22 protein-coding genes are annotated in these 25,760 nt (G+C 69.1%); 11 read left to right on the plus strand and 11 right to left on the minus strand.

Annotation, left to right across the window (positions count from 1 at the left end):
* Positions 1 to 54 precede the first annotated feature (54 nt).
* The 6 genes from whiA to ppc all read left to right on the plus strand — a co-directional run bounded on the left by whiA (position 55) and on the right by ppc (position 7,413).
* On the plus strand, positions 55 to 1,032 hold the full coding sequence (gene whiA, locus TU34_RS09765) for a DNA-binding protein WhiA (RefSeq protein WP_200932760.1): 978 nt from the start codon (positions 55 to 57) through the stop codon (positions 1,030 to 1,032).
* Between the two features lie 92 nt (positions 1,033 to 1,124).
* Positions 1,125 to 2,144 carry a type I glyceraldehyde-3-phosphate dehydrogenase gene (gene gap, locus TU34_RS09770; protein ID WP_045822690.1) on the plus strand — a complete coding sequence of 340 codons (1,020 nt, stop codon included), beginning with the start codon at positions 1,125 to 1,127 and terminating at the stop codon, positions 2,142 to 2,144.
* Between the two features lie 21 nt (positions 2,145 to 2,165).
* Positions 2,166 to 3,377 carry a phosphoglycerate kinase gene (locus TU34_RS09775; RefSeq protein WP_045822691.1) on the plus strand — a complete coding sequence of 404 codons (1,212 nt, stop codon included), beginning with the start codon at positions 2,166 to 2,168 and terminating at the stop codon, positions 3,375 to 3,377.
* 7 nt (positions 3,378 to 3,384) lie between these two features.
* On the plus strand, positions 3,385 to 4,173 hold the full coding sequence (tpiA, locus tag TU34_RS09780) for a triose-phosphate isomerase (RefSeq protein ID WP_045822692.1): 789 nt from the start codon (positions 3,385 to 3,387) through the stop codon (positions 4,171 to 4,173).
* A gap of 80 nt (positions 4,174 to 4,253) precedes the next feature.
* Positions 4,254 to 4,487 carry a preprotein translocase subunit SecG gene (secG, locus tag TU34_RS09785; RefSeq protein WP_045822693.1) on the plus strand — a complete coding sequence of 78 codons (234 nt, stop codon included), beginning with the start codon at positions 4,254 to 4,256 and terminating at the stop codon, positions 4,485 to 4,487.
* 55 nt (positions 4,488 to 4,542) lie between these two features.
* Positions 4,543 to 7,413: a phosphoenolpyruvate carboxylase gene (ppc, locus tag TU34_RS09790; protein WP_238981236.1), complete on the plus strand. Its 2,871-nt coding sequence runs from the start codon at positions 4,543 to 4,545 to the stop codon at positions 7,411 to 7,413.
* Positions 7,414 to 7,424: 11 nt separating this feature from the next.
* Here ppc and TU34_RS09795 read toward each other — a convergent pair whose 3' ends face one another.
* The 6 genes from TU34_RS09795 to tkt are packed head-to-tail and all read right to left on the minus strand — an operon-like array spanning position 7,425 to position 14,504.
* Positions 7,425 to 7,973, minus strand: a complete 549-nt coding sequence (locus TU34_RS09795; RefSeq protein ID WP_045822694.1) for a TetR/AcrR family transcriptional regulator — start codon at positions 7,971 to 7,973, stop codon at positions 7,425 to 7,427.
* An 8-nt stretch (positions 7,974 to 7,981) separates the two neighbouring features.
* Complete coding sequence (pgl, locus tag TU34_RS09800) at positions 7,982 to 8,773, minus strand: 6-phosphogluconolactonase (RefSeq protein WP_045822695.1); 792 nt, start codon at positions 8,771 to 8,773, stop codon at positions 7,982 to 7,984.
* Positions 8,770 to 9,696, minus strand: a complete 927-nt coding sequence (gene opcA / locus TU34_RS09805) for a glucose-6-phosphate dehydrogenase assembly protein OpcA (RefSeq protein ID WP_045822696.1) — start codon at positions 9,694 to 9,696, stop codon at positions 8,770 to 8,772. Before opcA ends, pgl begins: the two co-directional genes overlap by 4 nt.
* Before the next feature lie 37 nt (positions 9,697 to 9,733).
* Positions 9,734 to 11,275: a glucose-6-phosphate dehydrogenase gene (zwf, locus tag TU34_RS09810; protein WP_045822697.1), complete on the minus strand. Its 1,542-nt coding sequence runs from the start codon at positions 11,273 to 11,275 to the stop codon at positions 9,734 to 9,736.
* 5 nt (positions 11,276 to 11,280) lie between these two features.
* Positions 11,281 to 12,399, minus strand: coding sequence for a transaldolase (gene tal / locus TU34_RS09815; RefSeq protein WP_045822698.1), 1,119 nt, complete (start codon positions 12,397 to 12,399; stop codon positions 11,281 to 11,283).
* A gap of 5 nt (positions 12,400 to 12,404) precedes the next feature.
* The gene (tkt, locus tag TU34_RS09820; RefSeq protein ID WP_045822699.1) at positions 12,405 to 14,504 is read right to left on the minus strand and encodes a transketolase; all 2,100 of its coding nucleotides are present in this window, start codon (positions 14,502 to 14,504) and stop codon (positions 12,405 to 12,407) included.
* 304 nt (positions 14,505 to 14,808) lie between these two features.
* Here tkt and TU34_RS09825 point away from each other — a divergent pair, with 304 nt between their 5' ends.
* Positions 14,809 to 15,789 carry a heme o synthase gene (locus TU34_RS09825; RefSeq protein WP_082080104.1) on the plus strand — a complete coding sequence of 327 codons (981 nt, stop codon included), beginning with the start codon at positions 14,809 to 14,811 and terminating at the stop codon, positions 15,787 to 15,789.
* Positions 15,790 to 15,817: 28 nt separating this feature from the next.
* Here TU34_RS09825 and TU34_RS09830 read toward each other — a convergent pair whose 3' ends face one another.
* Complete coding sequence (locus TU34_RS09830; protein ID WP_045822700.1) at positions 15,818 to 16,783, minus strand: quinone oxidoreductase family protein; 966 nt, start codon at positions 16,781 to 16,783, stop codon at positions 15,818 to 15,820.
* A 91-nt stretch (positions 16,784 to 16,874) separates the two neighbouring features.
* Between TU34_RS09830 and TU34_RS09835 the strand changes: the two genes are divergently transcribed.
* The gene (locus TU34_RS09835; protein WP_420835172.1) at positions 16,875 to 17,219 is read left to right on the plus strand and encodes a hypothetical protein; all 345 of its coding nucleotides are present in this window, start codon (positions 16,875 to 16,877) and stop codon (positions 17,217 to 17,219) included.
* 7 nt (positions 17,220 to 17,226) lie between these two features.
* On the opposite strand, the gene TU34_RS09840 is transcribed toward TU34_RS09835, so the two are convergent.
* The 4 genes from TU34_RS09840 to mptB form a co-directional block, all read right to left on the minus strand.
* Positions 17,227 to 18,198, minus strand: a complete 972-nt coding sequence (locus TU34_RS09840) for a COX15/CtaA family protein (RefSeq protein ID WP_082080119.1) — start codon at positions 18,196 to 18,198, stop codon at positions 17,227 to 17,229.
* A gap of 133 nt (positions 18,199 to 18,331) precedes the next feature.
* Positions 18,332 to 19,141 (minus strand): ABC transporter permease, encoded by an 810-nt coding sequence (locus tag TU34_RS09845; protein ID WP_045822702.1) that lies wholly within the window; start codon positions 19,139 to 19,141, stop codon positions 18,332 to 18,334.
* Positions 19,138 to 20,079 carry an ABC transporter ATP-binding protein gene (locus TU34_RS09850; protein WP_045822758.1) on the minus strand — a complete coding sequence of 314 codons (942 nt, stop codon included), beginning with the start codon at positions 20,077 to 20,079 and terminating at the stop codon, positions 19,138 to 19,140. Before TU34_RS09850 ends, TU34_RS09845 begins: the two co-directional genes overlap by 4 nt.
* Positions 20,080 to 20,191: 112 nt before the next feature.
* Positions 20,192 to 22,045, minus strand: coding sequence for a polyprenol phosphomannose-dependent alpha 1,6 mannosyltransferase MptB (mptB, locus tag TU34_RS09855; RefSeq protein ID WP_082080121.1), 1,854 nt, complete (start codon positions 22,043 to 22,045; stop codon positions 20,192 to 20,194).
* Between the two features lie 215 nt (positions 22,046 to 22,260).
* Between mptB and TU34_RS09860 the strand changes: the two genes are divergently transcribed.
* Genes TU34_RS09860 through sufD form a run of 3 tightly spaced genes read left to right on the plus strand, consistent with a single transcriptional unit; the run spans position 22,261 to position 25,753 of the window.
* Positions 22,261 to 23,103: a helix-turn-helix transcriptional regulator gene (locus TU34_RS09860; protein ID WP_082080106.1), complete on the plus strand. Its 843-nt coding sequence runs from the start codon at positions 22,261 to 22,263 to the stop codon at positions 23,101 to 23,103.
* Positions 23,100 to 24,545 carry a Fe-S cluster assembly protein SufB gene (gene sufB, locus TU34_RS09865; protein ID WP_045822704.1) on the plus strand — a complete coding sequence of 482 codons (1,446 nt, stop codon included), beginning with the start codon at positions 23,100 to 23,102 and terminating at the stop codon, positions 24,543 to 24,545. Before TU34_RS09860 ends, sufB begins: the two co-directional genes overlap by 4 nt.
* Before the next feature lie 59 nt (positions 24,546 to 24,604).
* On the plus strand, positions 24,605 to 25,753 hold the full coding sequence (gene sufD / locus TU34_RS09870; RefSeq protein WP_045822760.1) for a Fe-S cluster assembly protein SufD: 1,149 nt from the start codon (positions 24,605 to 24,607) through the stop codon (positions 25,751 to 25,753).
* Positions 25,754 to 25,760: the final 7 nt, after the last annotated feature.

Below are 25,760 nucleotides of genomic sequence, written 5' to 3' on the forward strand. Positions count from 1 at the left end.
CCCGACGCGACACATCTGGGGATCACCCCGGCAGGAGGACGACAACCGGTGGCGATGACAGCAGCCGTCAAGGACGAGCTGAGTCGACTCGTGGTCACGCAGACCAGCTGTCGCAGGGCCGAGGTGTCGGCATTGCTGCGTTTCGCCGGCGGACTCCACATCGTGGCCGGACGCGTGGTGGTGGAGGCCGAGGTCGATCTCGGCAACGTCGCCCGACGGCTGCGCAAGGAGATCTTCGATCTCTACGGCTACAACTCCGAGGTCCACGTCCTGCGCAGCGGCGGACTCCGCAAGAGCGCCCGCTACATCGTCCGCGTCACCAAGGACGGCGAGGCCCTCGCCCGCCAGACGGGCCTCCTCGACATGCGCGGTCGTCCGGTGCGCGGACTGCCGGCACAGGTCGTCGGTGGCGGTGTCGCCGACGCCGAGGCGGCCTGGCGCGGTGCCTTCCTCGCCCACGGATCGCTCACCGAACCCGGCCGTTCCTCGGCTCTCGAGGTGAGTTGCCCTGGACCCGAGGCGGCGCTGGCACTCGTCGGCGCGGCCCGTCGACTCGGTGTGGCCGCCAAGGCCCGCGAGGTCCGCGGAGCCGATCGCGTCGTCATCCGTGACGGTGAGGCCATTGGCGCGCTGCTCACCCGGATGGGCGCGCAGGACACACGGCTCACGTGGGAGGAACGCCGGATGCGCCGCGAGGTCCGCGCCACCGCGAACCGGCTCGCCAACTTCGACGACGCGAACCTGCGTCGGTCGGCTCGCGCGGCGGTCGCCGCAGCAGCCCGAGTGGAACGTGCCCTCGACATCCTCGGCGACACCGTTCCCGACCACCTGCTCAACGCGGGCCGGCTACGGGTGCAGCACCGCCAGGCCTCGCTCGAGGAACTCGGCCAGCTCGCCGATCCGCCGATGACGAAGGACGCGGTCGCCGGCCGCATCCGCCGACTGCTGTCCATGGCCGACAAGAAGGCACGCACCGACGGCATCCCCGACACCGAGTCGGCCGTGACGTCGGAACTGCTCGACGAGGCCTGACGATCCGGCCTGGCGGCGCCGCGTGAGCGGGCTCCGTTTAGGCTTGGGTCACCGTAGTGATCGACTCCATCTCCACAAGCAAGGAGCACATTGTGACCGTTCGGGTAGGCGTCAACGGATTCGGCCGCATCGGCCGCAACTTCTTCCGTGCCGTCGCAGCGCAGAAAGCGCTGGGCACCACCGACATCGAGATCGTCGCCGTCAACGACCTGACCGACAACGCCACACTGGCGCACCTGCTGAAGTTCGACTCGATCCTCGGTCGCCTCGACGCCGACGTGTCGCTCGAGGGCGAGGACACCATCGTCATCGGTGACCAGAAGCTGAAGAGCCTGTCGGTCAAGGAGGGCCCCGCAGCCCTCCCGTGGGGCGACCTCGGGGTCGACGTGGTGGTCGAGTCGACCGGCATCTTCACCAAGCGTGACAAGGCCCAGGGCCACCTCGATGCCGGCGCCAAGAAGGTCATCATCTCCGCGCCCGCCTCCGACGAGGACATCACCATCGTGATGGGCGTCAACGACGACAAGTACGACGGCAGCCAGAACATCATCTCCAACGCCTCGTGCACCACGAACTGCCTCGGCCCGCTGGCCAAGGTCCTCAACGACGAGTTCGGCATCGTCAAGGGCCTGATGACCACGATCCACGCCTACACCCAGGATCAGAACCTGCAGGACGGCCCGCACGCCGACCTGCGTCGCGCCCGCGCCGCCGCCATCAACGTCGTCCCCACCTCCACCGGTGCCGCCAAGGCCATCGGCCTCGTGCTGCCCGAGCTGAAGGGCAAGCTCGACGGCTACGCGCTGCGTGTGCCGATCCCCACCGGCTCGGTCACCGACCTCACCGCGCACCTGCGCAAGGCCGCCACGGTCGACGAGATCAACGCCGCCATGAAGGCCGCCGCCGAGGGACCGCTCAAGGGCATCCTCAAGTACTACGACGCGCCGATCGTGTCGTCGGACATCGTCACCGACCCGCACAGCTCGCTGTTCGACGCCGGTCTGACCAAGGTCATCGACGATCAGGCCAAGGTCGTGTCCTGGTACGACAACGAGTGGGGCTACTCCAACCGTCTCGTGGACCTCATCGGTCTCGTCGGCAAGTCGCTCTGACAGGTCGGCCGGATCCCACTCATGGCACTCGCATCGCTGAAAGATCTGCTCGACTCCGGGGTGTCCGGGCGCACCGTGCTGGTGCGGTCGGACCTCAACGTCCCGCTGGACGGCACCACGATCACCGACGCCGGGCGCATCATCGCCTCGGCACCGACGATCGCGGCGCTGGCCGACGCGGGCGCGTCGGTGATCGTGACCGCGCACCTGGGACGCCCGAAGGGCGCGCCCGACCCGGCGTTCTCGCTCGGACCTGTCGCCACACGGCTCGGAGAGGAGCTCGGACGCAACGTCCAGCTCGCCTCCGACGTCGTCGGTACCGATGCGCTGGCTCGGGCCGAGGGACTCACCGACGGTGATGTGCTTCTGCTGGAGAACATCCGGTTCGACCCGCGGGAGACCTCGAAGGACCCCGCAGAGCGGGGGAAGCTCGCCGAGGCGCTCGTCGAGCTCGTCGGCGACGACGGCGCGTTCGTCTCCGACGGTTTCGGTGTCGTCCACCGCGAGCAGGCATCGGTGTACGACGTCGCGAAGCTCCTGCCGCACTACGCCGGTGGGCTCGTCGAGTCCGAGGTGAAGGTTCTCGAGAAGCTCGCCGCCGAGGTGGCCCGTCCGTACGCCGTCGTCCTGGGCGGGTCGAAGGTGTCCGACAAGCTCGGGGTCATCGAGGCCCTCGCACCGAAGGTCGACACACTCGTCATCGGCGGCGGCATGGCGTTCACGTTCCTGGTCGCCCAGGGGCTCTCGGTCGGCAACTCGCTTCTGCAGGACGATCAGGTGGGGGTCTGCAAAGACCTCCTCGAGCGATTCGGCGATGTGATCCACCTGCCCGTCGACGTGGTCATCGGCGATTCGTTCTCGGCCGACGCCGAGGCGAAGACCGTTGCCGTGCAGGACATCCCGGACGGCTGGATGGGTCTCGACATCGGGCCGGAATCGGTCAAGCGGTTCGCCGCGGTGCTCTCGGGCGCCCAGACGATCTTCTGGAACGGCCCGTCGGGTGTGTTCGAGTTCGACAAGTTCGCCGCGGGTACCCGCGGTGTGGCCGAGGCCATCGCCGCAGCCACCGCCGACGGCGCGTTCAGCGTGGTCGGTGGCGGCGACTCGGCCGCCGCGGTGCGCCATCTCGGTCTCGCCGACGAGGCGTTCTCGCACATCTCGACCGGCGGTGGCGCATCGCTGGAGTACCTCGAAGGCAAAGAGCTGCCGGGGCTGAAAGTTCTGGAGGACTGACCCGATCGTGGCCACCCGCAAGCCGCTCATCGCCGGCAACTGGAAGTGCAATCTCAACCACCTCGAGGCCATCGCCCTGGTGCAGAAGATCGCGTTCGCGCTGCCCGCGAAGTACTTCGACAAGGTCGACGTCACCGTCATCCCGCCGTTCACCGACATCCGGAGCGTGCAGACCGTCATCGACGGCGACAAGCTGTTGCTGACCTACGGGGCGCAGGACCTCTCGCAGCACGATTCGGGCGCCTACACCGGTGAGATCAGTGGCGCGTTCCTCGCGAAGCTCGGGTGCACCTACGTGGTGGTCGGGCACTCCGAGCGTCGCACCCTGCACGCCGAGACCGACGAGGTCGTCCTCGGCAAGACCACGGCCGCGCTGCGCCACGGCCTCACGCCGATCGTGTGCATCGGCGAGGGGCTCGAGATCCGCGAGGCCGGCGATCACGTCTCGTACAACGTGGAGCAGCTCAAGGGTTCACTGGCCGGGTTGACCGCCGAGCAGATCGCGAAGGTCGTCATCGCCTACGAACCGGTGTGGGCCATCGGAACCGGCCGGGTGGCGAGTGCGGCCGACGCCCAGGAGGTGTGCGCGGCGATCCGTTCGACGCTCGCCGAACTGGCCGACGCCGAGGTCGCGGCATCGGTGCGGGTCCTCTACGGCGGCTCGGTGAGCTCGAAGAACGTCGGTGAGATCGTCGGTCAGACCGATGTCGACGGTGCCCTCGTGGGCGGTGCGTCGCTCAAGTCCGACGAGTTCGCGACCCTCTCGGCGATCGCCGCCGGTGGGCCCCTGCCCTGATCGGGGCCGATCACCACGTAGACTCCCATTGCGTTCGCGGCATCCGCCGTGCTCGCGTGACGACCAAAGGACCCTCGGCAGTGAAGCTCGTCTTGGACATCGGATTGGTGATCACCAGTGTTCTCATGGTGGTCCTCGTGCTGCTGCACCGCGGCAAGGGCGGCGGCCTGTCGTCGCTCTTCGGTGGCGGCGTCCAGTCGAGCCTGTCCGGATCGAGCGTCGTCGAGCGCAACCTGGACCGCCTGACGATCTTCGTCGGCATCATCTGGTTCATCTTCATCCTCGGCATCGGCCTGGACATCAAGCTCTCCTGACCCACGACGCGCCACTCGGCCTGCCGTCGCAGGCGGGACGCGCGATACTGGTGGGATGACGGAACAGTCCGCGATGGCGGAACAGGGCAGGGCCTCAAGCGGTCCCGAGTCGACCACCCCCTCCGAGACCTTCGCTGCGCCGTCGGACGCACCGGTCACCTCGACCGCCACCGGCCGCGCGGCCACCGAACCCCTGCGCGAGGACATCCGCCTGCTCGGCGGACTGCTCGGCGACATCGTCCGCGAACACGCCGGCACCGAGATCTTCGACCTGGTCGAGCGCGCGCGCGTCGAGTCGTTCCGTGTCCGCAGGTCCGAGATCGACCGCGGTGAGCTCGCCGACACCCTCTCGGGCGTCGATGTCTCCGAGGCGATCCCGGTGATCCGGGCGTTCAGCCACTTCGCGCTGCTGGCGAATCTCGCCGAGGACATCCACCGCGAGCGGCGACGCGCCGTCCACGTCCGCGCCGGGGATCCTCCGGTGGCGAGCAGTCTCGCGGCCACCCACGCCAAACTCGACGCCGCCGGTCTCGACGACGCCGCCGTGGGCAAGGCACTGGCCGACGCCGTGGTGGTCCCCGTCATCACCGCGCACCCCACCGAGACCCGACGCCGGACGGTGTTCGAGACCCAGCGCCGCATCACCGACCTCATGCGTTTCCGTGGTCGCACCGAGCTGACGCCCGCCGAGGACGACGAGGTGGTCGCCGGACTGCGGCGACAGATCCTGACGCTGTGGCAGACGGCCCTCATCCGACTCGAGCGACTGCGCATCGAGGACGAGATCGAGGTCGGGCTGCGCTACTACGACGCGGCGTTCTTCGAGGTGATCCCCGCGATCAACGCATCGTTGCGGGCCGATCTGCGCACCCGGTACCCCGACGCCGGTCTCGGTGACGACCCGATCCTGCGGATGGGCTCCTGGATCGGCGGCGACCGTGACGGGAACCCGTTCGTCACCGACCGGATCGTCGCGATGGCGACCGGCCGCGCCGCCCAGACGGCCCTCACCCACCACCTCGAGCAGTTGACGACCCTCGCCCAGGAACTGAGCATGTCGTCGCGCCTGGTCACGGTCAGCGACGCGGTCATCGAACTCGGTGGCGGCGAGGAGGGGGACGTCGCGACCGACGAGCCCTACCGTCTCGCGCTGCGCCACATCCGTTCCCGCCTGCTGGCGACCGCCCGGCACCGGTTCGGCGACGAGGTCGCGCCGTTGGCCGACTCCTTCGTCGACACCGCCGCCGAGCCCTACGCGGTGGCCGCCGACCTGCTCGCCGATCTCGACGTGATCGACGCCTCGCTCCGTGACAACCGCGATTCGGCGCTCGCCGACGACCGGCTCCTGACCCTGCGGGAAGCGGTGCGCACGTTCGGGTTCCACCTCTCCGGGCTCGACATGCGGCAGAACTCCGACATCCACGAGGAGGTCGTGGGCGAGCTGTTGGCGTGGGCCGGTGTCCACGACGACTACGCGGGCCTCGACGAGCCCGCGCGCGTAGAACTGCTCGTCCGTGAGCTCTCGGACCGTCGACCCCTCATCCGTCCCGGCGCGGAGCTCGGTGAGCTCGCCGCGAAGGAGCTCGCCATCGTCACCGCGGGCGCGAAAGCCGTCGCCGACTACGGACCCGAAGCAGTCCCCAACTACATCATCAGCATGTGCACCTCGGTCAGCGACATGCTCGAGGCGATGATCATGCTCAAGGAAGCCGGACTGTTCGACCCGGGGTCGGCGGAGCAGGGGCCCCGCTGTTCGGTGCGCGTGGTGCCGCTGTTCGAGACCATCGAGGATCTGCAGCAGGGCGCGGCGACCCTGCTCGCCGTGCTCGACGTGCCGCTCTACCGCGATCTCGTCGCCGCGCAGGGCGACATCCAGGAGATCATGCTGGGCTACTCCGACTCCAACAAGGACGGCGGCTACCTCGCCGCGAACTGGGCTCTCTACCGCGCCGAGCTCGACCTCGTGGAGGCCGCCGAGAAGGCGGGTATCCGCCTGCGGTTGTTCCACGGCCGCGGCGGCACCGTCGGTCGCGGCGGTGGCCCGAGCTACGACGCGATCCTCGCGCAGCCGCCCGGCGCCGTACAGGGGTCGCTGCGCATCACCGAGCAGGGTGAGGTCATCGCGGCCAAATACGCCGAGCCGGTGCTGGCGCGTCGGAACCTCGAGACACTGCTCGCCGCCACCATCGAGTCGACCCTGCTCGACACCGAGGGGCTCGGTGACGCCGCCGACGGCGCCTACGAGATCCTCGACGACCTCGCCGCGCGCGCACGGTCGGCGTACAGCGCGCTGGTCCACGACACCCCCGGATTCGTCGAGTACTTCACCTCCTCGACGCCGCTTTCGGAGATCGGTGCGCTCAACATCGGCAGCCGACCGGCCTCGCGCAAGCAGACCGAGAAGATCTCGGACCTGCGTGCGATCCCGTGGGTGCTGTCGTGGACGCAGTGTCGTGTGATGCTTCCGGGTTGGTACGGGACGGGTTCGGCGTTCGAGGAGTGGATCGACGGTGACGACGGGCGTCTCGAGACACTGCGCGGCTACTACCGGCAGTGGCCGTTCTTCCGGACGGTCATGTCGAACATGGCGCAGGTGCTCGCGAAGTCCGATCTCGGTCTCGCCGAACGGTATTCACACCTCGTGGCCGACGAGGAGCTGCGTGCGCGGGTATTCGGCATGATCGTCGACGAGCACCGCCGCACGACCGCGATGTACTTCGCGATCACCGAGTCCGACGACCTGCTGGCCGACAACCCGTCGTTGGCCCGCTCGGTGTTCAACCGGTTCCCCTACCTCGAGCCGCTCAACCTTCTGCAGCTCGAACTGCTGCGCCGTTTCCGTGCCGGCGACGACTCACCGCAGGTCCGGCGCGGGATCCAACTCACCATGAACGGCCTCGCCACAGCGCTGCGCAACAGCGGGTAGCGGTTCGGGGTTCAGCGGGCGGTGAAGACCGCGAACACCTCGTGCAGTTCGTCGGCGTGCAGCGGCCCGAGGGCATCGCGGTTGTGCAGGAATCCGATGCCGGCGAACAGCAGTGCCGCCGCGCGGACCTCGGCCGTCCGCTGGTCGAATCCCGATTCGATGAGGGCGTCGCGGACCATGGTCACGACGAGGCGGTCCATCGCGCGCACGGCATCGGCGACCGTGGCGTCGCTGCGCGCCCATTCACGCATCGCGACCTCGACCGCGCGGACCCGCTCGTCGAACAGCGTGCCGGCCATGGCGACGATCCGCTCGGCCGGTGGCAGCGAGCCCAGCTCGGTGACCCGCGCCATGTTCGCGGCCTGCAGTTCCTGCCATCGATGCGCGACGGCGACCATGAGCGCGTCGATGTCGGTGAAGTGCCAGTAGAAGCTGCCCTTGGTGACACCGAGTTGCTCGCACAACCGGGAGATCTTGACCCCGGCGACGCCCTCGGCGACGAGCAGATCGAACGCCGCGTTGACCCAGTCCTCGACCGTCAGGCGGGTGGAACGCGCCATCTACGCCCTCACAGGGGATGGGCGGCGTCGGGATCGAGCGACGACGCGGCGGGGGAGTCGAGGAACCACACGGTCGCCTCGCTGCCGTGGACGGCCGCACATGGCCACTGCCCGGCGTCACCGCCGGTGATGCCGGCGGCGGCGGCCTCCGCCTTGTCCTCGCCGGCGACGAGGAACCAGACCTCCCGGGAGCGACACACCACCGGGACGGTCAGCGTGATCCGTCGCGGCGGCGGCTTGGGGGAGTCGTGCACCGACACGACGGTGTCGTCACGTTCGGCGAGGGCGGGGGTGTGGGGGAACAGCGAGTTGATGTGTCCCTCACCGCCCATGCCCAGCAGGTGGACGTCGAAGGCGGGGCTCGCCGCGCCGTGACCGGCGTCGGAGAGCCATTGCCGGTACTGGCCGGCCGCGGCCTCGATGTCGTCGCCGAACTCGCCGTCCGAGGGTGCCATCACGAACACCCGCGACGCGTCGACGGGGACGTGGTCGAGGAGTGCGTCGGACAGCTGCTTGTGATTGCGCTCGTCGTCGTCGCCCGCGACGAACCGCTCGTCGCCGAACCACAGGTCGAGTCGGGCCCAGTCGAGCGGATCGTCGGCCGCCGATGCGGCGTTGTCGCGCAACCATTCCGCGATCGCGACCCCATTGCTTCCGCCGGTGAGGACGAGCGACGCCGAACCGCGCTCGCGCTGCGCGGTCACCAGGGTGTGCACCAGCCGGGTACCCGCGGCGTCGATCAGGGCGGCTTTGTCGTCGGCGACGACGACCTCGGGCACGGGACGTTCGACCGATGTCATGCCGACACCCCTTCTGCCGATTCGCGGCTGATCTGCGCGGCACCCTGGAGCGCCAGGTGGTACACCTCGTCGGGATCGAGTCGACGGAGTTCCTCGGCGATGCAGTCACGCACACCGCGGGTGCTCATCGCGACACGCCCGTCGGGCTTGCCGGGGTTCGACAGCACGGCGTTGTTGTTGCCGTCGACGGCGAGGACCAACGGCCCGCTCGCCCGCTCGAGGCGGACCTCGAAGCTGCCGATGTGCCGCTGGGTGTCCACGCCGAGCTGTGCGCGCAGCCATCCCGCGAGCAGGTCGATCGACGGCGACCGGTCGGGCCCGCTCACCACGACACGCTCGACCGGCTCGTGCGGGGGTCGGTCGAGGGCGGCGGTGAGGATCGCGCGCCAGTACGTGATCTGCGCCCACACGAGGTCGGAGTCACCCGGGGCGTAACCGGCGAGCCGCTCGCCGAGGATCGTGTTCGGGTCGTTCGCCTTCGCCGCATCGGTGATGCGACGGGTGCCCAGGCGCCCGACCGGGTCGGCGGCGGGCTCGCTGGGCGCCTCCCCGGGCCACCAGGTGACCACCGGGGTGTCGGGCAGCAGGAACGGCACCACGACGCTCTCGGCGTGCTCGGCGAGCTCGCCGTAGAGACGCAGCACCACCACCTCCGAGGCGCCGGCATCTCCACCAACGCGTATCTGGGCGTCGAGACGTGCTGCGGCAGCACGGTTTCCGAGCGACACCACGATCACCCGACAGGGATGCTCCCGGCTGGCGTCGTTGGCGGCCTCGATCGCGCCCTCGGTCGGCTCACCCTCGTCGGCGCACACCACCAGGGTGAGCACCCGACCGAGGGTGACCGCGCCACCGGACTCGCGCATCTTCACGAGCTTCTTGCTGACCTTCTCGGTCGTCGTCGCGGGCAGGTCGAGAATCATCGGGAGTGTTCCTTCACGGGAGAAGATCGCGAGAGCTCTAGGGTCGACGCCACACGCGCCCGACGCGGGTCATCATGTCTTCGGCCGACCGTGGCCCCCACATCCCCGACTCGTAGGTGTCGGGGGTGCCCTGCTCGGCCCACGCCTGCAGCACCGGGTCGAGGATCTTCCACGACAACTCCACCTCGGCGTTGACAGGGAAGAGCGATGGCTCACCGAGGAGCACGTCGAGGATGAGCCGCTCGTAGGCCTCGGGGGAGGACTCGGTGAACGCCTGGCCGTAGCTGAAGTCCATGTTGACGTCGCGGACCTGCATGCTCGACCCCGGCACCTTCGACCCGAAGCGCAACGTGATGCCCTCGTCGGGCTGCACTCGGATGACCAGCGCGTTCTCGCCGAGTTCCTCGGTCATGGTCTTGTCGAACGGCAGGTGCGGAGCCTTCTTGAACACCAGCGCGATCTCGGTGACCCGACGGCCCAGGCGTTTGCCGGTGCGGAGGTAGAACGGCACACCCGCCCACCGGCGACTGTCGACCTCGACCGCGATGGCCGCGAACGTCTCGGTGATCGAGTCGGCCGCGAAACCCTCCTCGTCGACCAGGCCGGGCACCGACTGGCTGCCCTGCCATCCGGGACCGTACTGACCGCGGGCGGTGTTCAGTTCCAACGGCAGGATGTTGCGGGTCGCCGAGAGCACCTTGATCTTCTCCGCCTGCAGCTCCCGCGGCTCGAAGGAGACGGGCTCCTCCATCGCCACCAGCGCGAGCAGCTGCAGCAGGTGGTTCTGGATCACGTCACGCGCGGCACCGATGCCGTCGTAGTAGCCGGCGCGGCCACCGAGCCCGATGTCCTCGGCCATGGTGATCTGCACGTGGTCGACATAGTGCGAACTCCACAGAGGATCGAACAGCTGGTTCGCGAACCGCAACGCCAGGATGTTCTGGACGGTCTCCTTGCCCAGGTAGTGGTCGATGCGGAACACCGAGTCCTCGGGGAAGACACCGTTGACGACCGCGTTGAGCTCCTTGGCGCTGGCGAGGTCGTGACCGAACGGCTTCTCGATGACGACGCGACGCCAGTTGTCCCCGGTGTGCTGGGCCAGACCCGACCGCTGCAATTGCTCGCACACCGTCGGGAACGCCTTGGGCGGCACCGAGAGGTAGAACGCGTGGTTGCCGTCGGTGCCGCGTTGCTCGTCGAGATCGGCGAGCGTGGTCGCGAGCTGATCGAACGCCGCGTCGTCGTCGAAGGCGCCCTGCACGAAGCGGAAACCCTCCGACAACCGCTCCCACACGTCCTCACGGAACGGCGTGCGGGAGTGGTCGCGCACGGCGTCGTGGACCACCTGACCGAAGTCCTGGTTGTCCCAGTCGCGCCGGGCGAAACCCACCAGGGCGAAGCTCGGCGGGAGCAGACCGCGGTTGGCGAGGTCGTAGACCGCGGGCATCAGCTTCCGCTTGGCGAGGTCACCGGTGACGCCGAAGATGACCAGGCTGCACGGACCCGCGATCCGGGGCAGACGCTTGTCGCGGCTGTCCCGGAGCGGGTTGGCCCAGCCGGTGTCGGTGGCTGCCGTCACCGGTGTCAGCCCTTGGCGGCGTCGAGTTGCTCGGTGGTCGCGTCGAGCAACTCACCCCACGCCTTCTCGAATTTCTCGACGCCCTCGTTCTCGAGGGTGAGGAAGACGTCGGTGAGATCGATGCCCAGCGCGGAGATCGCGTCGAACACCTCCTGCGACTCGGGTCCCCGGCCGACGAGGGATTCGGTGTCGACGGTGCCGTGGTCGGCGAAGGCGTCCATCGTCTTCTCCGGCATGGTGTTCACGGTGTTGGGGGCGACGAGATCGCTGACGTAGAGCGTGTCGGGGTAGTCGGGGTTCTTGACCCCGGTCGAGGCCCACAGCGGACGCTGGGGACGCGCACCGTCGGACAGCAGACCCTGGAACCGGGACTCGGTCTCGAACACCTGCTGGTAGGCGACGTAGGCCAGACGCGCGTTGGCCAGAGCCGCCTTGCCCTTGAGGTCGGTCGCCTCCGGGGTACCGATGGCGTCGAGGCGGGAGTCGATCTCGGTGTCGACGCGCGAGACGAAGAACGACGCGACCGAGTGGATCGTGGAGATGTCGTGTCCGGCGGCCTTGGCGGCCTCGATGCCCTCGAGGTAGGCGTCCATCACCGCGCGGTAGCGCTCGACGGAGAAGATCAGGGTCACGTTGACGCTGATGCCCTCGGCGAGGGTCCTGCTGATCGCGGGGATCCCGGCCTCGGTGGCGGGGATCTTGATCAGCAGGTTGGGTCGGTCGACGATCTTCCACAACTCGATCGCCTGGGCGGCGGTGTTGTCGGTGTCGTGGGCCAGACGTGGGTCGACCTCGATCGACACCCGCCCGTCGACACCGTTGGTCGACTCGTAGACCGGCGCGAAGATGTCACAGGCGTTGCGGACGTCGTCGGTGGTGACGGTGCGGATGGTGGCGTCGACGTCGGCGCCGCGGGCGGCGAGTTCGTTGATCTGCTCGTCGTAGCTGTCCCCGGCCGACAACGCGGCCTGGAAGATCGACGGGTTGGTGGTGACACCGACCACCGACTTCGTCTCGATCAACTCGGCGAGGTTGCCCGAGGAGATCCGTTCCCGCGACAGGTCGTCAAGCCACACCGACACCCCGGCCTCGGACAGGTTCTTCAGGTTCTGGTTCTGGGCCATTCTGGTCATCCCTTCGCGTTCGTGATGGAGCGCTGAGCAGCCGCGACGACGGCGTCGGCGGTGAAGCCGTACTCGCGGAACAAGGTCTCGGCGTCAGCGGACTCGCCGTAGTGCTCCAGCGAGATGATCTCGCCGGCGTCACCGACGAGCTTGTGCCAGGTCATCGCGATGCCGGCCTCGATGGAGACGCGCGCCTTGACGGTCGGCGGGATCACCTGGTCCTTGTAGTTCTGGTCCTGGTCCTCGAACCACTCCACACAGGGCATCGACACGACCCGCGCGGCGATTCCCTGCTCCTCGAGCTTCTTGCGTCCCTCGACCGCGTACTGGACCTCGGACCCGGTGGCGATGATGACCACCTCGGGGGCCCCGTTGGCCGCGTCGGCCAGGACGTATCCGCCCTTGGCGACGCCCTCGGCACTGGTGCCCTCGAGGATCGGGACTCCCTGACGGGTCAGGGCGAGGCCGACCGGGCCGCTGCTCGACGAGCGCGCGATGACCGACTTCCACGCATACGCGGTCTCGTTGGCGTCACCGGGACGCACCACCGACAGGTTCGGGATGGCGCGCAGGGCCGCGAGGTGCTCGATCGGCTGGTGGGTCGGGCCGTCCTCGCCGAGTCCGATGGAGTCGTGGGTCCACACGTAGATCGGGTCGATGTCCATCAGGGACGCGATCCGCACGGCGGGGCGCATGTAGTCGGCGAACTGGAGGAAGGTGCCACCGTAGACGCGGGTCGGTCCGTGCAGCACGATGCCGTTGAGGATCGACCCCATGGCGTGCTCGCGGATACCGAAATGCAGTGTGCGGCCGTAGGGCTCGGCGTCCCAGTCGTCGGTCGAGATCGACGTGGGGCCGAACGACTTCGCGCCGTCCATCGTGGTGTTGTTCGATCCGGCGAGGTCGGCGGAACCGCCCCACAGCTCGGGGAGCACCGGCGCGAGCGCGGTGAGCACCTTGCCCGACGCGGCACGGGTCGCGGGTCCCTTGTCGCCGACCTCCCACGTCGGCAGGACATCGGCCCAGCCGTCGGGGAGCTCATCGGCGGTGAGGCGGTCGAGCAGCGCCTTGCGATCGGGGTTGGCCGTCGCCCAGGCGTCGAAGTCCTTGCTCCACTGCGCGTGGTCGTCGCGACCGCGGGCGACGAGCTCGCGGGTGTGTGCGACGACCTCGTCGGCGACGTCGAAGGTCTTGCTCGGGTCGAACCCGAGGATCTCCTTGGTGGCCGCGACCTCATCGTCACCGAGCGCGGAGCCGTGTACGCCGCCGGTGTTCATCTTGGTCGGGGCCGGGTAGCCGATGATGGTGCGCAGCAGGATGATCGACGGCTTGTCGGTGACCGCCTTCGCGTTGGCGACCGCCTCCTCGATGCCCGTGACGTTCTCGCCGCCTTGCACGGTCTGGACGTGCCAGCCGTACGCCTCGTAACGCTTGGCGGTGTCCTCCGACAGGGCGATGTCGGTGTTGTGCTCGATGGAGATCTTGTTCTCGTCGTAGAACAGGATGAGGTTGCCCAGCTGCTGGGTACCGGCAAGCGAGGACGCCTCGGAGGTGACGCCCTCCTCGATGTCGCCGTCGGAGGCGACGACGTAGATGTAGTGGTCGAAGATGCTCTCGCCGATCGCGGGCTCGGGATCGAAGAGTCCGCGCTCCCGACGCGAGGCCATCGCCATGCCGACCGCCGACGCGAGACCCTGGCCGAGGGGGCCGGTGGTGATCTCGACGCCACGGGTGTGGCGGAACTCCGGGTGTCCGGGGGTCTTGGAGCCGAAGGTGCGCAGCGCCTCGAGGTCGGCGAGTTCGAGACCGAAACCGCCGAGGTACAGCTGGATGTAGAGGGTGAGGCTGGAGTGCCCACACGACAGGACGAACCGGTCGCGGCCGAGCCACGCGGTGTCGTTCGGGTCGTGGCGCATGATCCGCTGGAAGAGGGTGTAGGCCAGCGGTGCGAGGCTCATGGCGGTGCCGGGGTGACCGGATCCGCACTTCTGCACCGCATCGGCCGCGAGCACCCGTACGGTGTCGACGGCTTTGGTGTCGAGATCGGTCCAACCCTCCGGATGTGACGGCTGGGTCAGGGCGCGGATCTCATCTGTCACTGCCACGATGTGCAAGTCTCCTGTGTCGGTCGCGTCGAGTGCGGAACGGAGTTGTCGCGGTCGGTGACCTGCACTCCGTGGCACGGTGTGGTCACACCTGTGCCGACGGTCGCAGTGTGCGACGCGCAACTCCGTGCCCAAGCGTAGTCCGCAGGTCCGGCGCCCGGGCGGTCGCCGGGGTGTCGGATCGATGACCGTTGTCGGAGCGTCCAATTGTCGATCCGGATCGGTCGGCGTCTACCATTCCGTGTAGTAGACGAACGAGTGTTCACGTTCGTATCGAGTTCGACAGCCAGGAGCGTCAGTGGAGATGGGGCACAGCGTGGGCGGACACGGTTCCGCGGCCACCCGGCCCGGACTGTCACCCGGCATTCCCGAACCCACGTCGGGGGCCGGTCGCCTCCGGCAGATCGTGTTCGCGTACATCGCGCTGACCAAACCGCGCGTCATCGAACTCCTGCTCGTCGCCACGGTGCCGGTGATGTTGTTGGCCGACCGCGGGTCGATCGACATCGGTCTGATCGCGGTCACCCTCGTCGGCGGGTGGTTGGGTGCGGCGAGCGCCAACACCCTCAACATGGTGATCGACCACGACATCGACCAGAAGATGAAGCGCACCGAGCGGCGCCCGCTCGCCCGGCACGCGGTGTCGCGCATGCACGCCCTCGTCTTCGGTCTCGTCCTCGGCGTGGCCTCGTTCGCCGTCCTGTGGACCTGCGCGAACCTGCTCTCCGCACTGCTGGTCACCGCGACGATCGCGTTCTACGTCTTCGTCTACACGATGATCCTCAAGCGCCGTACCTGGCAGAACGTCGTCTGGGGCGGTGCGGCGGGCTGCATGCCGACACTCGTCGGCTGGGCCGCGGTCACCGGGTCGCTCAGCTGGCAACCGGTCGTGCTGTTCCTGGTCATCTTCTTCTGGACGCCGCCGCACACCTGGGCGTTGGCGATGCGCTACAAGGAGGACTACAAGGCGGCCGGTGTCCCGATGCTGCCGGTGGTCGCCACCGAACTCCACGTCGCCAAGCAGATGGTCTATTACACCTGGGCCACCGTCGCCTCGACGCTCGTCCTCGTGTGGGCCACCGGGCCGATCTACGCGGTCGTGGCCATCGGTGCGGGCGCATGGTTCCTGCGGGCGGTCCACAAGCTCCTCGCCGCGACCCGTCGCGGTGAACCGATCACCCCGCTCAAGGTCTTCCTGCAGTCCAACGAGTACCTCGCCATCGTCTTCTGCGGCCTGGCGGTCGACTCCGTCGTGCACCTGCCGACCGTCGCCGGCTGGTTCTGACCCCCGTCGGCCCGGCTCACCGGCCGACTCAGGGGACGAGGACGATCGATCCCGTCGTCGCGCGCCCGGCCAGATCGGTGTGCGCCTGCGCAGCCTGTGCCAGCGGATAGCGCGCGCCCACCCGCACCGACAGCCGCCCGTCGGCCACCGCGCCCATCACCTCACCGGTGCGCCACGCGAACTCGTCGGCGTCGGCGATGAAATGCGCCAGCGTCGGTCGTGTGACGTGCAGTGAACCGAGTGCGTTGAGGCGTTGCACGTCCAGGGGCGGCACGGGTCCGCTCGCCGCCCCGAACACCACGACCGTGCCGCGGATGCGGGCGGCGCGCAGCGACTGCTCGAACGTGTCGGCACCGACACCGTCGTAGACGACGGCCACCCCCGCGCCGTCGGTCAGGTCGCGCACCTTCTCGGCCACGTCGTCGCCGTAGCGCAGGACGTCGGTGGCACCGGCGCCGAGGGAGAGGTCCTCCTTGGCGTCGGTCGAGACCGTCGTGATCACCCGGATACCCGCCGACGTCGCCAGCTGGGTCAGCATGAGCCCGACCCCGCCCGCTCCGGCATGGACGAGCACCGTGTCACCGGCGGCCGGGTGGGCGCTTCCGTCGAGCAGATAGTGGGCGGTCAGCCCCTGCAGCAACACACACGCCGCGGTGGCGTCGTCGACCGAGTCGGGTACCGTCACGGCCCGATCCGCGCGCACCGTCACCTGCTGGGCGTAGGAACCCGATGCCTCGCACCACGCGACCCGGGTACCGATTCGGTCGTCGGACACACCCTCGCCGACCGCGACGACCGTTCCCGCACCCTCGCTGCCCGGCACATACGGGGGAGTGGAGGGGTACAGACCCGAGCGGAAGTAGGTGTCGATGAAGTTGACGCCCACGGCCGCGACGTCGACGAGGAGCTCGCCGGGCCCGGCGACGGGACTGTCGACATCGACGACCTCGAGGACCTCGGGGCCGCCGTGCCGCGTGACGTGTATCGCTCGCATGCCTCCAGTTCTACCCGGCCACCTCTGCGCACGACAGCGAGGGCCGCGTCGCCGAGGAACACGGGTCCGGGGTGCGGATATGCTCATCGACATGGCGGATCAGAAGACGGACGAGACGACCACCACCGAGCAGGCAGGCGGCGAGGTGCACATGGCGCGCGGCACCCTGGCCGCGGTCACCCGGTTCGTCCGGCGCAACGGCGGCAGCGCGAAGGCGGTCGTCGAGCCGGTCGGCGCCGACGGGGTGCGGGTGTTGCTCGTGGGCGACAACGGCGTGATGGGCGATCAGGTGGTCGACGACGTCGCCACGGCGAACGCACTCGTCGAACGCGTCGACGGGCTCGAGATCTCGGAGTGGGATCGGGAGCTGAGCTCGGTGGCCAACCCGCGCGACGGGCACCACGCCAAGATGGCGGGATGGGTCGCGCGGACCTGAGCTCGGCTCAGTTCTCGACGACCTCGCCTGATCCGGCCCGCTCGAGTCGCGTCCGGTCCGACCCGCTCGCAGCGGCGACCTCCTCGACCCGCAGACGCGGGCGCATCGACACCCAGAGGGCGGCGGTGGCCGCGACACACGCTCCGGCCCCGGCCACGTGGGCGACCACGAGTGCCTCGGGGATGCCGGTGACGTACTGGGTGAACCCGATGCCGGCCTGCACCACGATGAGCGCGACCACGACGTAGAGACGGTTGCGGACCCGTGCCGGCGCGCCCACGGCGGCCAGTCCGAAACCCAGGGCGACGATGAGCGCGAGGTAGGCGACCATCACCTCGGCGTGGAAGTGGACGAGTGAGGTGATCGCGATCTCCAGTCGCGGTACCGGTTTCTCGATGCTCGCGTCGCCGGCGTGGGGACCGGCACCGGTCACCATGGTGCCGGCGACGAGCAGCAGACCCAGGACAGCTGCGCTGAGCACGGTCAGCGCACGTAGCGGTTGGGGGACGACGGCGATCGCCTCGGTGTCGTCGGGTTCGCGCACCTTCTCGAGGAGCAGGACCGACAGCCACACCATCGCCATGGAGACCAGCAGGTGGATCGCGACCGTCCACCACAGCAGCCCGGTGAGGACGGTGAGGCCGCCGATGACGGCCTGCGCGACCGTGGAGAGCGGCATCAGCCAGGCGTAGACCTTCACCTCGCGCCGACGCCGAGCGCGGGTCACGGCGATGACGATCAGTGCGGCGGTCGCCACCACCGCGAAGGTGAGCAGCCGGTTGCCGAACTCGACCGCCTGATGGAACCCGGCGACGTTGGTGTGCGGCGCCGGTGTGAAGCTGCCCGGGAAGCACTGCGGCCAGGTGGGACAGCCGAGACCGGAGGCGGTGACACGCACCACCGAACCGGTGACGGCGATGCCCGCCTGGGTGATGAGGACCGCGATGGCGACCCCGATCTGCGCACGCCGAGAGGGCATGGGGAGGAGGTCGACCAGCCGGACGAAACCGCGATAGAGCACGACCCGATCGTATAGAAGGGGCCGGTCGGAACGGCAATCCTGCGGCTGTCGTCTCGGCCACCCCGGCCCACGGCCCGGGTGCGCTGCCGCGTCAGATGAAGCGGAACCAGCGGACGGCGGCAATTCCGGCGACGACGCCCCAGGCGATGAGCACGCCGAGTCCGACGTAGTCGATGGAGTGCTCGGTGGCCTGGTGCAGGGCCTCGCTCAACGCCCCGGACGGGATGGCACGGGCGATCCATCGCACGGCCTCGGGGACCCCGTCACCGACGACCACGAGACTGCCGATGCCGATGAACACGAACCAGACGACGTTGGCCAGGGCGAGCACGATCTCGGCGCGCAGGGTGCCGCCGAGCAGCAGGCCCAGTGCCGAGAAGGTCATGGTGCCGATCGCGATGGCGACGGCGCCGAGCAGGAGCCCGGTGGCGCTGACGTCCCACCCGAACGCGAATCCGATGATCCCCAGGACGACGGCCTGCAGCACCACCACGATCGCGACGGCGATCGACTTGCCGACGATGACGCCCCACCGCGGCAGGGGTGTCGCGCCCAGACGTTTCAGGGCGCCGTAGCGGCGGTCGAACCCGACGGCGATGGCCTGTCCGGTGAACGCGGTCGACATCACCGCCACCGTCATGATGGCGGGCACGAAGCGGTCGGCGCGGCTCTCGGCGAACGTGCCGATGGGCAGCAGGCACAACCCGATGAGCAGGGTGACCGGTATGAACAGGGTCAGGAGAAGCTGCTCGCCGTTGCGCAGCAGCAGGATCAGCTCGATCCGTGACTGCGCGGCGACCATCCGCGCGATCGGCGCGGGTCGGGGATCGGGGCTGAACTGGCCGGGCTCGAATCGACCCGAGGTGGTGCTGCGGCCCGTGGTGCCGTCTGTGCGGGTCATCCGCGCAATTCCCGTCCGGTGAGGTCGAGGAAGACGTCCTCGAGGCTGCGGGTCTCGACACGCAGGTCGGTGGCCAGCACGTTGATCCGTGCGCACCAGGCGGTGACCGCGGCGAGGACCTGCGGGGTGACGGCACCGGCGACGAGGTAGGTGCCGGGGTTGACCTCGCTGCAGACGTATCCCTCGGCCAGGATCGACTCGAGCAGCGTGAGATCGAGGCCGCGCGGCGCACGGAACCGCAGTTCGTTCTCCGCGCCCCGGCTGGTGACCTCCTCGGGGGTGCCGTGCGCGACGATCTCACCGCGGTCGATGATCACGAGATCGTCGGCGAGCTGTTCGGCCTCGTCCATGAGATGCGTGGTGAGCAGAACCGAGACGCCGTCCTTGCGGAGCCGATCGATCAACTCCCACACCAGGATCCGCGCCGCGGCGTCGAGCCCCGCGGTCGGCTCGTCGAGGAAGACGAGCTCGGGGCGGCCGACCAGCGCGCACGCGAGGGCCAACCGCTGCTGCTGGCCGCCCGACAGGCGCCGATACGGTGTGCGCTGGGCGTCGACGAGACCGAGCGTGCGCATCAACCAGTCCGGGTCGATCGGGTTGGCCGAGTAGGCCGCACAGAGCCGCAACATCTCGCCCGCCCGGGCGCCGGGGTAGGCGCCGCCACCCTGCAGCATCACGCCGATCCGCGTGCGCAGGCGGTCGTTGTCGGCGACCGGGTCGAGGCCGAGGACGCGCACCTCGCCGGAGTCGGCGACGCCGAACCCCTCGCAGATCTCGACGGTGGTGGTCTTGCCCGCGCCGTTGGGGCCCAGGAGGGCGAGAACATGCCCGCGATGGAGTTCGAGGTCGAGTCCGTTGACCGCGGTGACGTCGCCGTAGCGCTTGACCAGCCCCCGGACCTGCAGAGCCGGTGCGTCGCCGGCGGTGATCCCGGACACCCCCGACGAGGGGGCGAGCGGGGGGTGCGGCGGACTCTTCACAGGGCCAACACTATTCGTCGGCCACCCGTGGCCGCCAAACGGACTCTCGAGGGTGACCGCGCGATCCGGCTCAGGAGACGCGCTCCGCGGCGGGCGTCGAGGCGCGGGCGGTGGGATTCGCGGTGTCGTCCGGGGCCGGGGGGTCGACCGGCGGTGGGGTCGGTCGCTCGTCACGCCGTCGTCGTTGCCACGGCATCTTCTCGAAGAACAGCGCCGTGAGCACCGCGGTCAGCAACACCGAGGCGATGATCGCCTCGGCGAGTTGGAAGCCGCGCGTCCCCGCGCCGGTCGGGAGCACCACGACCGCGATGATGGCCGACACCGCGATGGCCGCGATGCGGAACCAGCGGCCGGTCGCCCACGCCGCGAGCGGAATGATCGCCCACAGCAGGTACCAGGCCTGCACGAACGGGAAGAACAGCACGAACGTCGCCATGGCGATACCGAGGGCGCCGATGGGGTGGAGTCGGCCGGCGAGTGCGGCGAGGAGCCACCGCACGATGAACAGCCCGGCGATGAGCTGACCGACGGGACGTGCGACGTCGAGCATCGCCTGGGTGTGGTCACCGAGACCGACGAGGACCCCGACGCGACCACCGGTCACCGACAGCAGGGTGGGCATCGACATCCACGAACGCACCACGTCGCCGGTGCTCAGCGTGGAGGTCCAGCCGAAACCGAGGCCGGTGCCCAGACAGATCGACACGACGACGGCGGCGAGGATCGATGCGAGGACGCCTGCGGAGGCGGCCAGCGCCCAGAAGGGCCGGCGCGATCGTTGCCACCATTCGGCTCGCGGCGCATGACGCAGCGCGGGCAGCGTCGCACCCCAGCGGCGGGCCAGCGCGATGCCGACGAATCCGAACGCGAGCATCGAGGAGATCTTCACCATCGACGAGGCGGCCATGGTCGCCGAACCGGCGATGAGCAGCCATCCGGTGGCCGACGGCAACCACGTCCCGGCGCGGCGGAGGCGGTGCGGGCTGTCGATCGCGCGGAAGCACAGTTCGATGCCCGCCAACATGAGACCGAGCATCAGGGCCTCGTTGTGGATGCCGCCGACCAGATGCAGGATCAGGAGCGGGTTCATGGCGCCCAGCCACAGGGCGGCGACCGGCGACACCCCGCAGCGCCGCGCGAGACGGGGGAGCGCCCACACGATCAGCGCGACACCGGCCAGGGCGATGATGCGGTGTCCGAGGATGGCCGCCGACAGGTTGTCGCCGACGATGCCGGTGATGCCCTTGCCCAGCCAGAGGAACAACGGTCCGTAGGGCGCCGGGGTGTCGCGCCACAGGTTCGGCACCGACCGCGTCAGCACGTCGCCCACCCCCAGTCCGCGGACGGGACTCACCACGTAGGGGTCCATGCCGCGGTAGGCGATCGCGCTCTGGGCGAGGTAGGAGTAGATGTCCTTGCTGAGCATCGGCGGCGCGAGCACGATCGGGGCGATCCAGACCAGCAGGGTGCGGTCGGCCTGTCGACGGGTCATGCGGCGTTGCGGGGCGGTGCCCCCGACGACCTCGACGGTGAGCCGACCGACGGCGAACCGGCCCAGCATCAGCCAGGCGAGCACGAGCACGATGGTCCCGCCGATGGACAGGGTCAGCGCGGTGGTCCACATGCGCGACGGCAGCGACAGCAGTCGCATCCCGGCGATGGGGTTCTGGAGCACGGGCAGGGCGCCGGTACCCAACGATCCGACGAGGATGAGGATGGATCCGACGGCGCCGAACAGTCGGATCCGGAGCAGGGTGCGACTCTCGACGGGGTCGAGGCCACCCACCTCGGGCTCGGCGCCGTGCAGCCGGGCCATGGTGACGCCGTAGTCGCCGGTGGTGTCGCGATCGGGTTTCGTCGCCTTGGCGGGCCGACGCAGACCGAGGTATCCCGTGACCGTACGGAAGCGTTCGACCGCGGTCACCGCGAGACGCTCCCGACGGGGCGCAGCGGTGCCGTCGGGCGGCGACTGCGGTGTGGGATCGGGCACAAGTCCAGACTCTATCGGGCTTTCTCGATGCTCTCCGAAACCGCGCGTACTGCGGTGTTCGGCGCAGGTGGGGCCCTGGCCGGGCGCCCCCACGGCAGGCAAGGTAACCCTTGCTGGCGTGCCGTCGGCAATTAGGTGACACTTGTGTTGTGAAAACCACCGGGACAGCTGTCCCCGCACGCGACGACGAGGGGCACACGTCTGCTTCCTCGCCGGTGGGCGTCGTGCGCGACGGTGGTCCGGTCTCGGTCAGTTCCGACGGACAGACCCGGACCGCGGTCGTGTCGCTGCTGGTGGAACGCGGTCCGGCGACGGCGGGCGAGATCGGCGACGAACTGGGCATGAGCGCCGCCGGGGTCCGACGCCATCTCGATGCGCTGATCGCCGCGGGCGAGGTCCGGGCGACCACCGGCTCGGGTCGTCACGTCACCCGCGGACGGGGCCGTCCGGCCAAACAGTTCCAACTGACCGCGCACGGTCGCGGCAAGCTGCACCACTCCTACGACGACCTCGCCGGCGCAGCGATGCGCCGTCTCCGTGATCTCGGCGGCGACGCCGCGGTCCGCGAGTTCGCCGACGACCGGATCGACGCCGTCCTCGCCGGTGTCGAGACCGCCGCGGGCGCCGTGACCGACACACCCGATCCCGACGCGGTCGTCGAGACCGCCGAGCGGATAGCCTCGGCGCTGACCGAGGCGGGCTTCTCGGCCAACACGCGGCGTGTCGGTGCGGGTGTGCAGATCTGTCAGCACCACTGCCCGGTGGCGCACGTCGCCGCCGAGTTCCCCGAGCTCTGCGAGGCGGAGACCGCCCGCTTCACGCAGCTGCTCGGAACCCACGTCCAGCGCCTGGCGACCATCGCCAACGGCGACTGCGCGTGCACCACCCACGTCCCGCTGGCGGCGAACACCGCCCACCGGATCGACAGCCTGCCGCAGACCGACGCACAGCTCGCGTCGGCCACCGGCATCAACCGAGAGGACTCTCGATGACAGTCACCGATCCCCGCACGCCGGTCGCCCCGGCTCTGACGCAGGAAGAGACGATCGACTCGCTCGGTACCTACGGGTACGGCTGGTCGGACTCCGATGTGGCCGGTGCCAGCGCGCAGCGCGGCATCAACCCCGCGGTCGTCACCGACATCTCGTCGAAGAAGAGCGAGCCCGAGTGGATGCTCGCCGCCCGTCTCAAGGCGCTGCAGACCTTCGAGCGCAAGCCGATGCCGAACTGGGGCAGCGACCTCGACGGCATCGACTTCGACAACATCAAGTACTTCGTGCGCTCCAGCGAGAAGCAGGCCGCCACCTGGGACGACCTGCCCGCCGACATCAAGAACACCTACGACAAGCTCGGCATCCCCGAGGCGGAGAAGCAGCGTCTGGTCTCCGGTGTCGCCGCGCAGTACGAGTCCGAGGTCGTCTACCACTCGATCCGCGAGGACCTCGAGCAGCAGGGCGTGATTTTCCTCGACACCGATACCGCGCTCAAGGAGCACCCGGAGATCTTCCGCGAGTACTTCGGCTCGGTGATCCCCGCCGGCGACAACAAGTTCTCCGCGCTGAACACCGCAGTGTGGTCGGGTGGCTCGTTCATCTATGTGCCCAAGGGTGTCCATGTCGACATCCCGCTGCAGGCGTACTTCCGCATCAACACCGAGAACATGGGTCAGTTCGAGCGGACGCTGATCATCGTCGACGAGGACGCCTACGTCCACTACGTCGAGGGTTGTACCGCGCCGATCTACAAGACCGACTCGTTGCACTCCGCGGTCGTCGAGATCATCGTGAAGAAGGGTGGTCGCTGCCGCTACACGACCATCCAGAACTGGTCGAACAACGTCTACAACCTGGTGACCAAGCGCGCGAAGGCCGAGGCCGGCGCAACCATGGAGTGGGTCGACGGCAACATCGGCTCCAAGGTCACCATGAAGTACCCGGCGGTGTGGATGACCGGTGAATACGCCAAGGGCGAGGTCCTGTCGGTCGCGTTCGCCGGTCCCGGCCAGCACCAGGACACCGGTTCGAAGATGGTGCACCTCGCGCCGAACACCTCGAGCAACATCGTGTCGAAGTCGGTCGCCCGTGGCGGCGGTCGTGCGTCGTACCGCGGTCTGGTGCAGGTGAACAAGGGCGCGCACGGGAGCCGGTCGACGGTGAAGTGCGACGCGTTGCTCGTCGACACGATCAGCCGTAGCGACACCTACCCGTACGTCGACATCCGCGAGGACGACGTGACGATGGGACACGAGGCGACCGTCTCGAAGGTCAGCGACGACCAGTTGTTCTACCTGATGAGCCGCGGCATGACCGAGGACGAGGCCATGGCGATGGTGGTCCGCGGGTTCGTGGAGCCGATCGCGAAGGAACTCCCCATGGAGTACGCGCTCGAGCTCAACCGGCTCATCGAACTCCAGATGGAAGGATCTGTCGGTTGAGTCAGGCACAGACCCCCGGCGGTGTCGTCGACGCCGTCCGCGGTGAGAACCCGACGGGCATCGCACACCCGGTCACCAACAAGGGCGAGCTGTTCACGTCGTTCGACGTCGATGCGTTCGAGGTGCCCGGTTCGCGTGACGAGGCGTGGCGGTTCACCCCGTTCCGCCGTCTGCGCGGCCTGCACACGGGCGCGGCGGTCGCGACCGGCTCGGCCACCATCACCGTCGACGGTGTCGCCGACGGCGTCAGCGTCGACACCGTGGACCGCACCGACGACCGGCTCGGTCAGGGCGGCGTCCCGTTCGACCGCATCGCCGCCCAGGCCTACTCGTCGTTCGACACCGCGACCGTCATCACCGTCGCGAAGGACACCGAACTCGACGACCCGGTCACGGTGACCATCACCGGACCCGGCGTCGACGAGGTCGCCTACGGACACGTGCAGGTCCGGCTGGAGCGGTTCGCCCGCGCCGTGGTCGTCATCGACCAGAACGGCAGCGGCACCTACGCCGAGAACATCGAGTTCGTGGTCGCCGACGGTGCGCACCTGACCGTCGTGAACCTGCACGACTGGGCCGACGACACCGTGCACGTCGCCGCGCACCACGTGCGCCTGGGCCGCGACGCGACGATCCGTCACTTCGCGATCAGCCTCGGCGGCGACCTCGTCCGGCTGTCCCCGCTGGTGCACTACGACGGTCCCGGTGGCAACGCCGAGATGTGGGGCCTGTACTTCGCCGACGCCGGGCAGCACCTCGAACAGCGCCTGCTGGTCGACCACTCGCAGCCCCACTGCACGTCCCACGTCGTGTACAAGGGTGCGCTGCAGGGTGATTCGACCGACCGGGCGCGTGAGGCGCACACGGTCTGGATCGGTGACGTGCTGATCCGGGCCGCGGCCGAGGGTACCGAGACCTTCGAGGTCAACCGCAACCTGCTGCTCACCGACGGCGCACGCGCCGACTCGGTCCCCAACCTCGAGATCGAGACCGGCGAGATCGTCGGCGCGGGACACGCGAGCGCCACCGGGCGCTTCGACGACGAGCAGCTGTTCTATCTGCAGGCGCGCGGCATCCCCGAGGACCAGGCCCGCCGTCTCGTGGTGCGCGGCTTCTTCGGCGAGGTCATCGCGAAGATCGGCGTGCCCGAGATCCGCGAACGGCTCGAGAACGCCGTCGAGGCCGAGCTGCAGATCGCCGGCGCCTGACCGGTAC

Source organism: Williamsia herbipolensis, from assembly GCF_000964005.1.
Classification (GTDB): Bacteria; Actinomycetota; Actinomycetes; order Mycobacteriales; family Mycobacteriaceae; genus Williamsia_A; species Williamsia_A herbipolensis.

What these genes read in the sequence shown, in the direction of transcription:
- whiA (WP_200932760.1), top strand. Translation starts at nt 55, where the DNA reads ATGACAGCAGCCGTCAAGGACGAGCTGAGTCGACTCGTGGTCACGCAG.
- TU34_RS09775 (WP_045822691.1), top strand. Translation starts at nt 2,166, where the DNA reads ATGGCACTCGCATCGCTGAAAGATCTGCTCGACTCCGGGGTGTCCGGG.
- ppc (WP_238981236.1), top strand. Translation starts at nt 4,543, where the DNA reads ATGACGGAACAGTCCGCGATGGCGGAACAGGGCAGGGCCTCAAGCGGT.
- TU34_RS09795 (WP_045822694.1), bottom strand. Translation starts at nt 7,973, where the DNA reads ATGGCGCGTTCCACCCGCCTGACGGTCGAGGACTGGGTCAACGCGGCG.
- pgl (WP_045822695.1), bottom strand. Translation starts at nt 8,773, where the DNA reads ATGACATCGGTCGAACGTCCCGTGCCCGAGGTCGTCGTCGCCGACGAC.
- opcA (WP_045822696.1), bottom strand. Translation starts at nt 9,696, where the DNA reads ATGATTCTCGACCTGCCCGCGACGACGACCGAGAAGGTCAGCAAGAAG.
- tal (WP_045822698.1), bottom strand. Translation starts at nt 12,399, where the DNA reads ATGGCCCAGAACCAGAACCTGAAGAACCTGTCCGAGGCCGGGGTGTCG.
- TU34_RS09825 (WP_082080104.1), top strand. Translation starts at nt 14,809, where the DNA reads ATGGGGCACAGCGTGGGCGGACACGGTTCCGCGGCCACCCGGCCCGGA.
- TU34_RS09830 (WP_045822700.1), bottom strand. Translation starts at nt 16,783, where the DNA reads ATGCGAGCGATACACGTCACGCGGCACGGCGGCCCCGAGGTCCTCGAG.
- TU34_RS09835 (WP_420835172.1), top strand. Translation starts at nt 16,875, where the DNA reads ATGGCGGATCAGAAGACGGACGAGACGACCACCACCGAGCAGGCAGGC.
- TU34_RS09840 (WP_082080119.1), bottom strand. Translation starts at nt 18,198, where the DNA reads ATGCCCTCTCGGCGTGCGCAGATCGGGGTCGCCATCGCGGTCCTCATC.
- TU34_RS09845 (WP_045822702.1), bottom strand. Translation starts at nt 19,141, where the DNA reads ATGACCCGCACAGACGGCACCACGGGCCGCAGCACCACCTCGGGTCGA.
- sufB (WP_045822704.1), top strand. Translation starts at nt 23,100, where the DNA reads ATGACAGTCACCGATCCCCGCACGCCGGTCGCCCCGGCTCTGACGCAG.